The sequence below is a fragment of the Tistrella sp. genome (genome assembly GCF_002684955.1).
Lineage (GTDB): Bacteria > Pseudomonadota > Alphaproteobacteria > Tistrellales > Tistrellaceae > Tistrella > Tistrella mobilis.
Genome location: NZ_NYWI01000066.1, coordinates 1 through 15,425, shown reverse-complemented (window position 1 = coordinate 15,425; position 15,425 = coordinate 1). Strand labels below are relative to the sequence as shown.

11 protein-coding genes are annotated in these 15,425 nt (G+C 68.5%); 1 reads left to right on the top strand and 10 read right to left on the bottom strand.

Annotation, left to right across the window (positions count from 1 at the left end):
- Window positions 1-20: 20 nt before the first annotated feature.
- From CMO28_RS20175 to CMO28_RS20130, 10 genes are all read right to left on the bottom strand, one after another.
- Window positions 21-950 (bottom strand): methyltransferase domain-containing protein, encoded by a 930-nt coding sequence (locus CMO28_RS20175; protein WP_296716212.1) that lies wholly within the window; start codon window positions 948-950, stop codon window positions 21-23.
- A 22-nt stretch (window positions 951-972) separates the two neighbouring features.
- Window positions 973-2,217, bottom strand: coding sequence for an MFS transporter (locus tag CMO28_RS20170; RefSeq protein WP_296716210.1), 1,245 nt, complete (start codon window positions 2,215-2,217; stop codon window positions 973-975).
- A gap of 5 nt (window positions 2,218-2,222) precedes the next feature.
- Window positions 2,223-4,376, bottom strand: a complete 2,154-nt coding sequence (locus tag CMO28_RS20165; protein WP_296716208.1) for a TonB-dependent receptor — start codon at window positions 4,374-4,376, stop codon at window positions 2,223-2,225.
- 135 nt (window positions 4,377-4,511) lie between these two features.
- The gene (locus CMO28_RS20160; RefSeq protein ID WP_296716206.1) at window positions 4,512-5,357 is read right to left on the bottom strand and encodes a helix-turn-helix domain-containing protein; all 846 of its coding nucleotides are present in this window, start codon (window positions 5,355-5,357) and stop codon (window positions 4,512-4,514) included.
- Between the two features lie 61 nt (window positions 5,358-5,418).
- Entirely contained in the window at window positions 5,419-5,613 is a 195-nt protein-coding gene (locus CMO28_RS20155; RefSeq protein ID WP_296716204.1) for a hypothetical protein, read from the bottom strand.
- A gap of 10 nt (window positions 5,614-5,623) precedes the next feature.
- The gene (locus CMO28_RS20150; protein WP_296716202.1) at window positions 5,624-6,694 is read right to left on the bottom strand and encodes a toll/interleukin-1 receptor domain-containing protein; all 1,071 of its coding nucleotides are present in this window, start codon (window positions 6,692-6,694) and stop codon (window positions 5,624-5,626) included.
- Window positions 6,695-7,183: 489 nt separating this feature from the next.
- Entirely contained in the window at window positions 7,184-7,615 is a 432-nt protein-coding gene (locus tag CMO28_RS20145; RefSeq protein ID WP_296716200.1) for a PIN domain-containing protein, read from the bottom strand.
- Window positions 7,612-7,911: a hypothetical protein gene (locus CMO28_RS20140; protein ID WP_296716198.1), complete on the bottom strand. Its 300-nt coding sequence runs from the start codon at window positions 7,909-7,911 to the stop codon at window positions 7,612-7,614. The genes CMO28_RS20145 and CMO28_RS20140 overlap by 4 nt, the downstream gene beginning before the upstream one ends.
- Window positions 7,912-8,025: 114 nt before the next feature.
- The gene (locus CMO28_RS20135; RefSeq protein ID WP_296716196.1) at window positions 8,026-8,517 is read right to left on the bottom strand and encodes a nuclear transport factor 2 family protein; all 492 of its coding nucleotides are present in this window, start codon (window positions 8,515-8,517) and stop codon (window positions 8,026-8,028) included.
- 43 nt (window positions 8,518-8,560) lie between these two features.
- Window positions 8,561-13,492, bottom strand: a complete 4,932-nt coding sequence (locus tag CMO28_RS20130; protein ID WP_296716195.1) for a CHASE domain-containing protein — start codon at window positions 13,490-13,492, stop codon at window positions 8,561-8,563.
- Window positions 13,493-14,045: 553 nt separating this feature from the next.
- Here CMO28_RS20130 and CMO28_RS20125 point away from each other — a divergent pair.
- Window positions 14,046-15,425 (top strand): SulP family inorganic anion transporter (locus CMO28_RS20125; protein ID WP_296716193.1); only part of this gene is annotated, 1,380 nt, incomplete at its 3' end.

Sequence of the window (15,425 nt, the reverse complement as noted above, 5' to 3'; positions counted from 1 at the left end):
GCGTGATCGGGTGGGACCGCTTATTCCGGCGGTCCCACCAGCAGCAGCCGGGCCGGCGTTTCGGCCACCGCCTCGTGAATGGTGCCCGCCGGCACGATCAGATGGTCGCCGGGGCCGAGCAGATGTTCGGCCCCGCCCGCCCGGGCACGGAGGCGGCCGTCCAGCACCACGACCAGTTCGTCGGCCATGGCGGCATGTGGCGGGATGGCGCCGTCGACCAGGGCATCGACCACCAGCAGCGGCGCGGTGGCCGGGCCCAGGCGGCCGGTGATCCGGCCGTGGAAGCCGGGCATGGTGATCTCGGCACCGATCGACGCCGGCATCGCCGGCTTGCGGGCGGTGATCAGATAGCCGACCTGGCGGACGGGCTTCACCTCGCCCGGGATCAGCCCGGCATCGGCCATCCAGCCGGCCAGGCTGTCCGGCGCATCCAGACGCATGCGCGCGGCCACCGGGCCGAACCAGCGCTTCAGCATCGCCGCCTGTTCGGGCGGGGTGGTGACGATGCCGAGCCGTCCGCCGGGGGCCAGCACCCGGGCCATCTCGGCGATGGCCACCTGCGGTTCCGGAAAAAAGAAGAAGGCATTGAGCGAGGTGACCAGGGTGAAGGCCGCATCCCCGAAGGGCAGGCGGGCCACATCGCCCTGATGCAGCGCCAGCCGGCCGGCGGCGAGGGCTGCGGCATTGCGCCGCCGGGTTTCTGCCACCATGTCGGGGCTGTGGTCGAGCCCTGCCGCAGAGGCCCCCCGGGCCAGCACCCGCTCAAGGAAGACGCCGCCGCCGCAGCCGAGATCGAGCAGCCGGTCTTCCGGCCCCGGATGCAGGGCATCCAGCATCATCGCGAAACTGGCCTCGTGACCGGCGGGGTGGCGGTAGATCAACCGGCCGATCAGCCCGCCGGGGCGGCGGGCGATGCGATCGGTCAGACGGTCCATGAAGGTCGCGCTCATGGGGATATGGCCTTGTTGAGGATCAGGGGGCGGGGTGGTCGTCGAGCTGCCGTACTGCCGGGCGGACGAGCATGGCACGGGTGATGGCGAAGCCGATGGCCCCGGCTGCGAGCACGGACACCAGCGCACCCGCATAGCCGGCGCCGGCGGCGATGCCGGTGGCGACACCGCCGCTCAGGGTCTCGCCCGCCACCTGCGCCGCCTGGGGGATGGTGACATCGGTTCCGGCCTGGTTGCCCCGGGCCGCGAAGCGCATCATCAGCGTGGCCGCTGCCGTGGTGGCGGCTCCGCCTGCGGTGCCGAGCAGGATGGAGGCCGGCAGCACGATCGCCGGATCGGGGGCCACCAGCCCCGCCACCGGCAGCAGCCAGAGACCGAGTGCAAGCAGCGTCAGGATCAGCGCCGAGACGAGAGTCGGGCCGATGCCGCGGCGACCGATCATCCGGACTGCCAACGGGCAGCCGATCAGGATCATCGCCAGGCTGCCGGCGATGCCGATCAGCCCGATCCGGTCCAGCGCCATGCCGGCATCGGTGAGATAGAGTTTCGACAGGGCAAGGCCGCCGGAATAGGGCAGGGCGAAACCGATGCCGGCGATCAAAACCGGCCAGGCCCCCGGCCGGCGGAAATAGCTGCGCAGCCGCGCCGGGCGGCGGTCGCCGGCCGTCATCGTGGCCCGGGGGTCCGGCCAGGCCAGCACCGGCAGCAGGGCGGCGATCAGCAGCCCGGCCAGGATGACGAGTGCGGTCTGTACGCCGATATGGCCCGCGGCCCAGAGCAGGCCCGATCCGCCGAGCATGAAGCCCGCCATCATGCCGCCGCTTTGCAGTGCATTGGCGCGGGTGAGCGCGCCGCCATGCAGCCGTTCGGCGGCGAGCCCGTCGGTGGCGGTGTCCTGGGTGGCCGAGGCGATCGAGGCGATCAGCGTCAGCACCACCACCGGCAGGGCGGCCGCCTGCCAGTCGGTGATCATGGCAAGGCCGGCCATGGCCGCGGCCAGGATCAGTTGCATGGGGATGATCCAGGCGCGGCGGCGGCCAAGGCGTGCGCCGCGGCCCAGATTGTCGACCAGCGGCGCCCAGAGCGGTTTCAGCACCCAGGGCAGCCCGGCAAGCGGTACCCAGGCGATCACCTCCAGCGGCACGCCGGCCCGGCGCAGCAGCACCGGCAGGGCTTCGAAGGCGAAGCCGATCGGCAGACCCTGGGCCAGATAGAGCGCGCCGATCAGCAGCAGGCCGGGGGCGGGAGAGGTGGCAGGACGGGTCATGGCGCTCACCACCGCCCGGTCAGGGTCAGGCCCAGGCTGCGGCCGCGCCCGGCGACGCCGACATCGCCGCCCATATCGTAATAATAGGTCAGATACTCTTCATCGAAGAGGTTGCGGGCCCAGAGCGTCGCCGCCCAGGCGCCGGTATCGAAGCCGATCCGGCCGTCGACCAGATGGGTCTCGCCCTGGCGATAGTCCGAGGCGGGGGTGAAGCTCATCGACGAGCGCCAGGAATAGTCGACCCCGGCCACCAGATCCACCCCCGCCGCCACCGGCCGGACAAGGTCCAGCCCCAGCGCCAGGGTGTGTTCGGGGGCATAGGGCAGGTCCTGTCCGGAATAGTCCGCCCCCTGGATGCTGTCGACGAAATCGTCGAAACGGGCGTTCAGATAGCCATAGGCCAGGCGCAGCCCCAGCCCGTCGGCGATCTGCGCCCGGGCCTCGACCTCGGCGCCTTCCGAGGTGGAGCGGGCGGCATTGCGCAGCACCCGGGTCAGCGGGCTGGTGTAGATCACCACCTGCTGATCCTTCCAGTCATTGCGGAACAGGGTGAGGTCGATCGCCAGCCGGTCGTCCAGCCACAGGGTCTTGGCGCCGATCTCGAAGGTAGTGACGGTTTCCGGGTCGTAGCGGTTGATGCTGCCGTCCAGCTCCGGATAGGGGCTGATGCCGCCGGATTTGAAGCCGCGGGCCACGCGGGCGAAGGTGGTGACGCCATGTGCCACCGGCCGCCAGCTGATGGTCATCTCGGGCGAGACATCGTCGAAATCGGCATCGCCCGACACCCGCATCGGCGCGCCCATCATCATATTGCCCGAGGGGCTGGTGATCTCGGAGGTGGTCTCTTTCCACTCGCGGGTATAGCGCAGCCCGGCGGTGACATCGACCGAGGGCAGCAGCCGCAGCCGCGCCTCGCCGAAGGCCGACGCCGTGTCGGTGGTCTGGTCGAAGCCGCTGCGGCTCCAGTCGGCGCGGGGCACGGTGGTAAAATCGTAGAACTGCGCCGCCTTGAAATCCTCGCGCATGTAGAACAGCCCCGTGCTCCAGCCGAAGCGGCGACCGTCCTCGGGGCTGGACAGGCGAAGTTCCTGCGAGATCTGGCGCTGTTCCTCGGTCTGGGCCTGGACGTAATAGGGCAGGGCCATGAAGTCGCCATCGAGCACATGGTCCATGTCGTGGCCGCGGATCGCGGTCACCGAACTCAGCACCAGCGCGCCGAAATCATGGGTCAGCTTCGCCGAGAGACCGGCGGTATCCAGGCTGCGCTCGCCTTCGATATCATGGGTGGAGCGGTGGTCGAAGGCGAGCGGCAGCGGCGCATAGGCGAGGCCGCCATCATCGCGATCGCGCGACAGATCCGCCCGGATCATCACCTCGGTCGCATCACTCAGCATGCCGCCGATCGCAAGCTTCGCCGCCTTGCGGTCGGTGCGGCCCAGGCGGTTTCCCGACGCATCGTCGCGGATGAAGCCGTCGTCGCGGGTGAGGCCCACCATGGCGCGCACCGCCAGATCGGCCGCTGCACCGGCATCACCGAGCGGGGTGTCGAGCACGCCCTGCATCTCCAGCCGCCGGTCGGTGCCGAGCCCCGCCGTCGCGGTGATCCCCGGATCAGCGCCCGGCACCGGCGAAACCAGGTTGACCGCGCCGCCGATGGTGTTCTTGCCGTAGAGCGTCGACTGCGCGCCGCGCACCACCTCCACCCGGTCCAGATCCTGAAACGCGGTCGGGTAGCCGTTGGGCCGGGCGATATAGACATCGTCGACGAACAGCCCGACGCCGGGCTGGCGGTCGACGCCGCCGCTCATGCCCAGAGATCCGATGCCGCGGATGGTCAGCGGCCCGCCCTGGGGGCTGAAGGTCGCATTCGGCACGGCCCGCGCCGCGTCGTCGAGATCGCGTACCCCCGCCTCGCCCAGCCGGTCCGCGCCGATCACCGTCACCGAAACCGGCGCCTCGCTTGCCCGCTCCGCCCGGCGGCGGGCGGTGACGGTCAGCGGTTCCAGAGCGACCGCGCTGCCGGCGGCGGCCTCGCCTGCCGCCTCTTCGGCGAGCGCGGGGGCCGGCATCAGCGGCAGGACGACGGCAAGGGCGGCGCCGGTCAGCAGACCGCGGGCCAGGATCGGGCGTCTTGGGGCAGGCGGCATCGGCGTGGTCATCTCTGGCATCCCGCAGGTCATATGCGAATGAGACGCATTAACGACCATAAGCCTGCCATCGTCTACCGGAGCGGCTTTCGCGATCCGGACTCAGTCTTGCGTGTTTGCGCTGAGGTGCGCCAGCGCCGATGCCGGTCAGCGCCGGCCGCAGGCGGCGCCCGGGGCCAGGCCGTGGCGCTTGCGGAAGGCGGTGGAGAAATGGGCGGGGCTGTAGCCCACCCGCCAGGCGGCTTCGGCGATGCCGAGCCCCTCTTCCTCGATCAGCCGGCGGGCTTCGTCCAGGCGGCGGGCCTTGACGAAGGCATAGACCGGGCTGCCGAACAGCGCCTGGAAGCCGCGGCCCAGCTTGCGGGCGTTGAGGCCCACGGCGCGGGCCAGATCGGGCACCGAGGGCGGGGCGGCCAGATCGCGCAGCAGCAGCTCCCGCGCGGCATGCAGCCGCTCGATATCGGCGGGGGAAAGCGCCGGGGTCGCGGGCTCCGTTCGGGGGCCGTCGGTCTCGCCCGCCTCGACCACATGGCCCAGCAGATGCAGGGCAGCCGCGGTCAGATGCAGCCGCCGCGCCGCGGCCGGGCCGGTGATGCCGAGCATCCGCCAGACCAGCCCCATCGATACCGGCACATGCGCCGCCGCCCGGCCAGACCCCCCGGTCAGCCGCGCCCCGTCCGGCCCCAGCAGGTCCTCCACCGCATCCGGCAGCACGCGCAGGAACACGCCGGCAATGGCGCCGTCGGCCAGGGCGGTATGCCGGCTCTCGAACCCGTCCGCCGCCCAGAACCGCGCCGCCGACCCGGGCGCCCAATCGGCGGGCGCCGCTCCGCCTTCGGGCGCATCATCCTCGTCCCCACCGACCACCACCCGCCCGGCCGCCAGCGCCCCCAGCCACAAGCCCGGCGCCACGACCGACGACCAGCACTCGCCCTGCCGGATCCGGCTGCGATAGAGATAAATCTCCATCCCGGCCGCGGCGACGGTCTCCATCCTGGGGCCTTTTTTGGGAGGGGAGGGATCCGGGGATGATGGGGAGGGGAGGGGCGGGGGGTCAATCTGGATGAAGAGCGGCCCCGCCTCCGGGTGATCCGCTCAACGCCTGAACAAGACTGCGGGCAATGCCGGGCAGTGCGGCGGTCTCCAGCCTGGCAGCTGCCGCATCGACGGCCAGGAGATCATCGTCGAGCAGATGGTCGAACGTGTTTTGAAGCATGTTGCCGATCCGTTGCGTCAGGATCAGCGGCACGACGAACCGGTTATGCCTCAGCCGGTTCTCTGCCCAGCTTGTCGAGGAGCAGCTGGGCCTGGGGCGATTTCCGGATGACGGGCCTGCGGTGGTAAAGCCTGGAAAAACGGTCTTTCTGGGTTGTCTGCCAGGCAGTCGCCGGCGCTTTCAGCAGAAGCAGGGCCACCTCGTCGACGGGCCGTCCGTCCGCCCTATAGGGCAGAATGCTCAGCAGGCTGGAAATGGCTGGCCGCACCGTTCTTGGATCCGTGATGAAATGAGGCAGAAGATGCTCGACGATGTTGCCCTGATGCGGGAAGGCCTGCACTTTTTCAAGGAATCCGGCCGGTTTCGCCGTCGTGCTGAGCCTGACGCAATGGACCGGAATCTGCCGGCCGAGGGCGATGCCGACTTCCTGATCCGTCCACGCGCTGGGCGAAAAATTGTCGCATACGAGTGCAACAAGAGCGTCACACGAGAAAATGGTCCGTTGGACCGACATCTCCCATTCCGTGTTGGGTGCTATGTTTTCATGGGCCACAAATGACGATATGCCGTAATCCAACAGCTGATGTTTGAGGTTACGGGCGCGACGACTTTGGTCGGATTTGTGGCTGATGAAAACATGCAGGATCTCCGGATCTCCCCACAGGCCCTTGACGACGTCCGGAGCGAGAGTCTCGATGTCCCTGCCGAACTGGTATTGAGGGATCGTCCGCCACGGATCGTCGTCGACAGGTGGTGAGAGATCATGTGTCAGTATGTTAACATCAACCTTGTTCGAAGGTCGTGCAGGCATAACCGCCCTGATGCTTTCCTTGATCAGGTCTGCATGTCGGCTCTTGTCGCCACATATTTTTATATAGTATTCGCGATCAACACACAAATCCATCTGGACATATGGTTGTGGAGGGCTGGTTTCCGTATAATATAGAGGCGTCAGGTATATTTCAGAATCTGTCAGGATTTTCTGTGTCGTTGTATCTGCCAGGCCGACATGAGACACAAGAAGCTCGATTATGGTGTCAAAGCGCGCAATGAAGGGATATGAATCACGATCGGCATCGTAGATCACGGTGCTTGTCAGAGTGAATTTTCTCATGGGCAGCCTCGGCGGAATCATACTGATGGACGGGCGGCGTGCCGCATCGGCTCTGATCGTGAGGGTGTATGTCGACACATGCTCCCCTTAATCTACCCTGAGTCACTTCTTCCTTCCAAGAACCCATTTGCAACCCATCCGCACTGGATCGCGAGCCTGTTGGGACGAAAGATTGATGGCGTCTGCCGTTCACAGATGCCCCACCCAATCCCCCGCGCGTTCAGCGCCTCGGCATGGCGCCGTTCGATTCGGGCGAGGCGCTCGGGTGCGAAGTTCTGCTGGGCCAGCGCCATGCCGCGGTCGAAGACTTCCGAATAGCGGCGGATCAGGCCGTCGGGTGACAGGTCCAGGCAGGCGATGCCGTCGAAGCAGACACGGGCACCGGCGGCTTCCGGGGCGGTGGATCGATAGCTGAAGCGATAGCGGCCACAAGCGCTGGGCGTTGTCCGCCTCGCCGGTGATCCGGCCCATTCGTCATCAGCCGCCGCATCAGTCCGCCCCGCGCATGGGGTTTACGAACGGAATGCCGGCGAAGTCCTTCTCGTTGTCCGTCACCACCAGGCAGTCGTTGGCGCGGGCGGTGGCGGCGATGATCATGTCGAGACCGCTTCTTGGCCTGCCGGCGGCCTTGCCCTCGGCCATCAGGTGGGCCCAGATGAGCCCGGCCTTGTCGTCGAAGGGCAGGACGCGACCGGCGAACAGCGACTGCGGTCCCTCGGGGCCGGCAAACCAGGCGTCGAGGGCGTCACGCTTCCGGCCGCGTGGCTTTTCAAGAATGCCGCGGCGGATTTCGGCGATCGTCAGCGAAGAGATGAACAGATCGTCGTCCCGCTGTTCCGCCCACCAGGCGAGCAACAGCTCCGAGGGCTCTGGCTTGACGACATTGCTGATGATGTTGGTATCGAGAAGATAGCGCGTCACAGCCTGACCTTGCGCCCGTCTTCGCGCGGGCGGGCAAGGTCGAGATCGGCGCCGACGAGGGGCGATCTGCGAAGAGCAGCCAGGATGCCGCCTTTCCCGGGCGTGTCACCGGAGACGGCCTGGCCGACCATTGCGCGCAGTCTGGACGCATCGGCGCCGTCCTCGGCCAGACGGCGCGCCAGCGCACGGATGAGATCGCGATCCGCATCGCGCCCGAGCACTTCGAAGCGCGCCAGACCTCTCTCGCTCAATCTGGACCGGTAGTTCTGAACGGCGCGCTTCTGCGAGTTTCCCATCGGCGTCTCCCCTGCGCTCCCCTGTAATATATCCGGGTAGTCGCGGCGGGACAAGGCGGCGGGGCGTGCGGCTGGGGCAGCCCCCTCCGTTCAGGTCGTGCCGGGCGGGGCCGCTCACAGATGCCCCACCCAATCCCCCCGCGCCTTCAGCGCCTCGGCATAGCGCCGGCCGATCCGGGCGATGCGCTCGGGTGCGAAGTTCTGTTGGGCCAGCGCCATGCCGCGGTCGAAGACTTCCGAATAGCGGCGGATCAGGCCGTCGGGTGACAGGTCCAGGCAGGCGATGCCGTCGAAGCAGACGCGGGCGCCGGCGGCTTCCGGGGCGGTGGATCGATAGCTGAAGCGATAGCGGGCATAGGCGCGGCCGGGGCCGGCCAGCACGTCGTGGAACTGCCAGCGGAAATCGCAGCCGCCTTTGTAGAAGCCCGCCAGAATATGGGCGATGCCCTGGGGGCCCTGTTCGGGGCCGAAGAAATAGTCGTCATAGATGCCGTCGGGGGTGAAACAGGCGGCGAGCGCCGCCGCGTCGTTCGCCTCTACGGCGGCGGCGAAGCGGGTGAGCAGGGTTTCGGCTGCGGTGGTTGCGGTGGTGGTTGCGGTGGTCATGGGGGCGGTCCTCGCGGGGCGGCGCTCATGATCCGGCGCCGTGTCATCCCCCAGTATGACCGCCATCGACCCTCTGCGTCACCTCGTCCTCGGGCGCGGCGAAGCGCCGGTGGAACAGGTCCCAGGAAGGCTGGCCGATGGCGGCGATGCGGGTGGCCGCCGCCTCGGTGGCGGCCTGATCGCCGGCCCGGGCGGCCGCCTGCAGGGCCTGCCCCGCCTTCATCAGCGCCGTCAGCCCGCAATTGCCGGCGATGGAGATCATGTCGTGGCCCAGCTGGCGCAGCTGGTCCTGATCGCCGATCGAGAGTGCTGCGGCCACCTCGCGGACCTGCTGTCGGCCGGTCGATTCGAAGCTCGCCACCATCGAGGCCAGTGTCGCGGCCGAGGTGAGGCCGCGGAGCGTGGCCATGGGCGCCTCGTCCAGAAGGGGCGTGGCGTCTTCCGCCCGGGGGGGGCCCTCCGCCCTGGTCCCCGTCTCCTCTCTGGGCCCCGTCCCCTCTCTGGTTCCCGTCCCCTCTCTGGTCCCCGTCCCCTCTCTGGTTCCCGTCCCCTCTCTGGTTCCCGTCTCCGGCGCCGCCCGATCCTTCCGCACCGTCCAGCGGGCGGCCATGGCCAGCAGTTTTTCGGCGCGGAAGGGCTTGGGCACGAAATCGTCCATGCCGGCGGCCATGTATTCCTCGCGCATGCCGGCCATGGCATTGGCGGTCATGGCGACGATCGGCGTGCGCGGCCGGCCGCTCCGCGCCTCGGCGGCGCGGATGCGGCGGGTGGCCTCCATCCCGTCCATCACCGGCATCTGCACATCCATGAACACCAGGTCGAAATCATCGGCCCGGCAGGCCTCGATCGCCTCGGCGCCGTTTTCGACCACCGCCACCCGATAGCCCTGCTTTTCCAGAATGGTCGAGGCCACCACCTGGTTGACGGTGTTGTCTTCGACCAGCAGCACCCGGCCCCCGGTCGAAACCGGCAGGGCCGGCGGCGTTTCGGCCGGGGCGGCCGGGGGCGGCAGGTTGAAGCTGCGGGCAAGCGCCGCGATCAGCTCCGCCCGCCGGATCGGCTTGGTGATCACTGCATCGAAGACCCGCGCCGCCTCGGCGGCGGGCGGGGAGGAGGCGGCCAGGATCATGCGCACCGACTGAAACCGCGGATGCAGCCTGAGCCAGGTGCCCAGCGTCGCGCCGTCCATGCCGCCCAGATTGAGATCGGTGACCACCAGGTCGACCGGCGCGCCGGCCTGGGCGGCCTTTTCCAGCAGGCGCAGGCTTTCATTCACATCGCCGGCCTCGCTCAGCTCCATGCCGAGCTCTCCCAGGTGATGGGCCAGGAGGCGGCGGTTGAGCGGCAGATCGTCGACGATCAGCGCCCGCCGGCCACGCAGCCCGGCATCCAGCCGCGCCTCCGTGCCCCGGCCTTCCGCCTTGTCCCCCGCAGCCGGCCCTGCGGTCGGCATCGCCCGGTCCAGCGGCACCTCGAAGCGGAAGACAGAGCCCTGGCCGGGCTCGCTGTCGACCGAGATGGTGCCCTTCATCAGCTCGACCAGTTTCAGGCAGATCGCGAGCCCCAGCCCCGACCCGCCGAAGCGGCGGGTGATCGAGGCGTCGGCCTGGGCGAATTTGTGGAACAGCCGGGCGGTCTGCCCGGTGCTCATGCCGATACCGGTGTCGCGCACCTCGAACAGCAGGCGCCGGCGGTCGGTTTCTGGCCGGTCGGCCGCTCCGGATCGGCCTTCGCAATCTTCGCCACTTCCGTTGCCAACATCTTCGCAATCTTCGCAAGCCACCGGCCCCAGATCGCGCACGGTGACGGCGACATGGCCGCGCTCGGTGAATTTCACCGCATTGCCGGCCAGGTTGAGCAGGATCTGCCTCAGTCGCGTCGGATCACCCAGCCAGAAGCTGCCGGTGCCGGGCTCGGCCATGCAGGCGATCTCGATGCCTTTGTCGCGGGCCCTGGGCGCCAGGATCGCAGCGACGCCGTCGAGCAGCTCGGTCAGATCGAAGGGCAGGTGTTCCAGCTCGACCCTGTCGGCCTCGAGCTTCGAGATGTCGAGGATGTCGTCGATCACCACCAGCAGGGCCTCGGCGCTGTCGCGCACGGTTTCGGCATAGCCGCGCTGCTCGTCGTCGAGCGGGGTGCCGAGCAGGATCTGGGTCATGCCCATCACGCCGTTCATCGGCGTGCGGATTTCATGGCTCATATTGGCCAGGAAGTCGGATTTGGCCTGGCTCGCGCTTTCGGCCATCACCTTCGCCCGTTCCAGCGCCGCGGCGAGCGAGGCCAGCTCGCTGGCCTGGTGTTCCAGCTGCACATTGGCCTCGCGCAGTTTCACCATCGCCTGGTTGCGCACCGACAGATCGGTGATCGCGCCCACGAACATGCGGCCCTGCCCGGTGGTGAAGGCGCCGATCGACAGGTCGATCGGGAAGCTGCTGCCATCCTGCCGCCGGCCTTCAAGCTCGCGGTTCAGCCCCAGAACCCGCGGCGTGGCGCCGGCATCCTGGCGTGCAAGATAGCCGTTATGCGCGGCGGCGATGGCGGGATCCATCAGCATGGCCACGTTCTGCCCGATCATCCGATCGGCCGGCCAGCCGAACAGCCGCTCGGTGGCCGCATTGACCATCGTCATGCGCCCCTCTGCGTCGGTCACCACGATGCCGACGCCCAGCGTGCCGAACAGCGCCTGCAGCCGGGCCTCGCTCTCGCGCAGCTGGGCTTCGCTGCGCCGGATTTCGGTGACGTCAGAGAAGGTCACCACGCAGCCATCGCCCAGTCTCACCGCCTGCACCCGGAACCAGCGGTCACCGCTGTCCCGCTGTGCGGCATGGTCGAACAGGGCCGGCTCGCCGCTGTCGACCACCGCGGCATAGCGTGCCACCAGCTCGGGCCCCTCGCGGCTGCGCAGGGTTTTCAGCGTGTTCCCGATCGCCTGGTCCAGCGGCACGCCGGTCTTGCGCACGAAGGCGGCATTGGCCATCACGATGCGGAAATCGTCGATCTGCCCCGCCTCGTCGCGGATGGGTTCAAGGGTCATGATCGCGTTCAGCGAGGCATGCATCACGCCCGCCAGCATGTCGCGACCGCGGACGATTTCGGCCGCGTGTTCGCGTTCTTCGGTCACGTCGGCGCAGCTGGCCACCAGCCCGCCGCGCTGCATGCGCCGGAGCCTGGTTTCGATCACCCGGCCGTCTTCATGGGTCGTCTCGAAGGGTTCGATCAGGACGGCGTCGTCGGCGGTGATCAGATCGCGCAGCCGGGCCAGATCGGCCGCCGCCCCCCGGGCGCAGGCGGTTTCCACCACGCCCAGATCCTGGCCCACCGCCAGCCGGCCCGGAGCGATGCCGTGCAGATCCTCGAACCGGGCATTCCAGGCCAGCAGCTGCAGATCGGGGCCAAAGGCGGCGATGCCGTTGTCGATGGCCTGGAACACCGCGTCCAGCAGCGCCTCACGCTCGGCAAGCGCGGTCTTGGCCAGCATCTGCTCCGTCAGGTCGCGGCCCGATCCGCGGAAGCCGCGGAAGTTGCCGGCATCGTCCAGGATCGGCTCGCCGTTCATCTCCACATGGCGCAGCCGGCCCGCCCCGTCATAGACGTCGTAGCAGAGATTGCGAAAGGCCCGCCGCCCGGACAGCGCCTCGGCATAGGCCCGGAAGCCCGGCTGCGCGGTATCCGCCACCAGTTCGCGGCGGGTACGGCCCAGAATCTGCGCCGGATCCAGGCCGATCTTCAGCACCCCCGGCGACATGGTGGTGAAGCGCCCGTCGGCATCGGTTTCCCAGTACCAGTCCGATGACAGCTCGGTCAGCGCCTTGAAGCGGATCTCGCGCTCGGCCAGTTCGGCCGTGCGTGCCGCAACCTGGCGCTCCAGATCGGCCGCCATGCGCCGCGATGCCTGCGCCGACAGGCGCTGACGCTCCAGCCGCGCCAGATGCATCTGCAGCAGCGCCGCAAGCAGCAGCGCGATGACGCCCAGCACCAGCGTGGTGTACAGCGGATCGGCCAGGTTCAGCGACGCGATGAAGGGCGCGCCCGCGCCGATGGTCACCAGCCAGTCGCGGCCGAATATCCGGATCGGCAGGGTTTCGGTCAGCAACTGGCTGGTGGCGAAACCGGCGCTGCGGTGAAAGGCCTCGGCCTCGGGATCTTCAGTGACGTCGCGGATCGACAGCTCCACCGGCCTGTCGTCGCGACCGGTCCCGGCCAGAACATCGTCGATCACCAGCGGCGCATAGGTCCAGCCGGTGGTGGCGGCCATCCGTTCGGCGATGGTGCCGAGCGGCATGCCCGGCCGATAGACCGGCAGCAGCAGCAGGAAACCGCGATCGCGCGCACCCGTCGCCTGGACCAGGGTGATCGGCGCGGTGAGCGTCGCCTGACCGCTGGTCATCGCCGCCCGCGCGGCGGCGGCGCGGGAGGTTTCCGAGGCGATATCCAGCCCCGCCGCGCCGGCATTCGGGGCTGTGGGCTCGATATAGCGGATGATCCAGCGCTCGCCCTCATGCGCGGTCAGGCGGCGGATGGCGAAATCGGGCCGGCCGTCGGCGCGCTCACGCGCGATGAAGGCCTCTTCCTCGCCCGGGCGCAGCCGGGTGATGACCCCGAAGCCCAGCGCGCCCGGAAATTCCCGGGCGATGTCGCGGCTGGCGGCATAGGTTCTGAAGGCGGCCAGCGTCATGTCGCCGTCGCCGCCCACCAGCAGGGCGCCGCGGGCCCCCAGCAGCCCGTATTCATAGGTGTGGATGCGGTCGGCGATGCGGCCCGCCATATCGGTCGCGGCCAGGCGGAACCGGTTGCCGATCACCGTCTGATTGGTCTGATACCGCCAGACCCCGCCCAGCACCGCCGCGGCCAGCCCCAGGATCAGCAGCAGCACCACCGCCCTGTACGGCCGCACGCCGCGGCCGGGCCGGGCGGGGCCGGATGCCGGGGGCGTCTCCTGCGGGGCGGGTTCCGGCTGTTCAGGGGTGGCTGGCACGCGAGGGATTTCCGGCTGCTGGGTCGGTTCTGTTTTGCAAAGTGTAGGCCTGAATGGTCACGAAGTCCTTAACGGAACGTCGGGCTGAAGAAAACAGCGCGGCGTATTCAGTCGTCAGCCAGCGACGGGGAGAATGCTTAGCTTCCGTATATTTGAAGAACCCTGCAGCGATCATGCAGGTGCAAGGGTTATGCATGCAAAGGCAGGGGGATATCCGGCCGGCTTGCATTCCGCGGCGCAGCACGATAAACCAGGGTCATGCTGCGTTGCGGGAGCCACCCTCCGCAGCCGCCCTCCGTCTTCAGATTCCGCCCCTCTTCGGAATGTAGCCCGCGACCGATGTAGACCCGGACCGGTACCGCCCGAGACTGATGCCGCCCGCCTGCCCGGCCCCGCCCGGCGGCGGGGCCTGTTCTTGCGCATGCCCGCTCTGCCGTCCGTCCCGTCCTGCGGCCTCCGAAGCCCCGAGGCAATCCCCCTGCTCAGAACATGTCCCGACCGCGTTGCCGGCTGCCCGGCTGCCGCGGTCGCAAACCGTCCGGAGACATCCGTCTTGACCACGCAATCCTCCCCATCCGCCGGCCCACGCAGCAGGCTTCGCACCGAATGGTTCGGCAATATCCGCGGCGATCTGCTGTCGGGCCTGGTCGTTGCGCTGGCGCTGATCCCCGAAGCGATCGCCTTTTCGATCATCGCCGGCGTCGACCCCAAGATCGGGCTCTATGCCTCGTTCTCGATCGCCGTCGTCACCGCGATCGCCGGTGGCCGGCCGGGCATGATCTCGGCCGCGACCGCCGCGACCGCCGTGCTGATGGGGTCTCTGGTCCGCGACCATGGGCTGGATTATCTGCTGGCGGCCACCGTGCTCGCCGGCCTGTTGCAGATCCTGGCCGGACTGCTCCGCTTCGACTATGTGATGCGGTTCGTGTCGAATTCGGTGATGACCGGCTTCGTGAACGCGCTCGCCATCCTGATCTTCATGGCCCAGCTGCCGGAACTGATCGGCGTGCCCTGGATCACCTATCCGATGGTCGCGGCCGGGCTCGCCATCATCTATCTCTTCCCGCATCTCACCCGCGCCGTGCCGTCGCCGCTGGTCTGCATCGTGGTGCTGACGGTGGTGGCGCTGTCGATGGGGCTGGAGCTGCGCACCGTGGGCGATATGGGCGAGCTGCCCTCCAGCTGGCCGGCCTTCCTGATCCCCGACGTGCCGCTGACGCTGGAGACGCTGAAGATCATCCTGCCCTATTCGGCCGGCGTCGCCGCGGTCGGCCTGCTGGAAAGCCTGATGACCGCGCGGATCGTCGACGAGATGACCGACACCAGCGGCAGCCGCCGTCGGGAATGCTTCGGCCAGGGCCTGGCCAACACGGTGACCGGCTTTCTGGGCGGCATGGCCGGCTGCGCGATGATCGGCCAGTCGGTGATCAACGTGAAATCCGGCGGCCGCGGCCGGCTGTCCTGCTTCTGTGCCGGCGTGTTCCTGCTGTTCCTGATCGTCGTCACCGGTGATCTGGTGGCGCAGATCCCGATGGCGGCGCTGGTCGCGATCATGATCATGGTCTCGGTCGGCACCTTCCGCTGGTCGTCGCTGAAGGAACTGGCCACCCATCCGCGGGTGTCGAGCCTGGTGATGCTGGCGACCGTGGTGACGGTGATCGCCACCCATAATCTGGCAATCGGGGTGGGCGTGGGCGTGCTGCTCTCGGGCCTGTTCTTCGCCTGGAAGATCTCGCGCATCGTGCGCGTGACCTCGACGCTGTCGGAAGACGGCCGCACCCGCACCTATCTGGTCGAAGGCCAGGTCTTCTTCGCCTCGGCCGAGATCTTCCAATCCGGTTTCGACGTGAAGGAAGATCTGGAGCGGGCGGTGATCGACGTCTCCCGCGCCCATATCTGGGACATTTCCAGCGTCGCGGCGCTGGATGCGGTG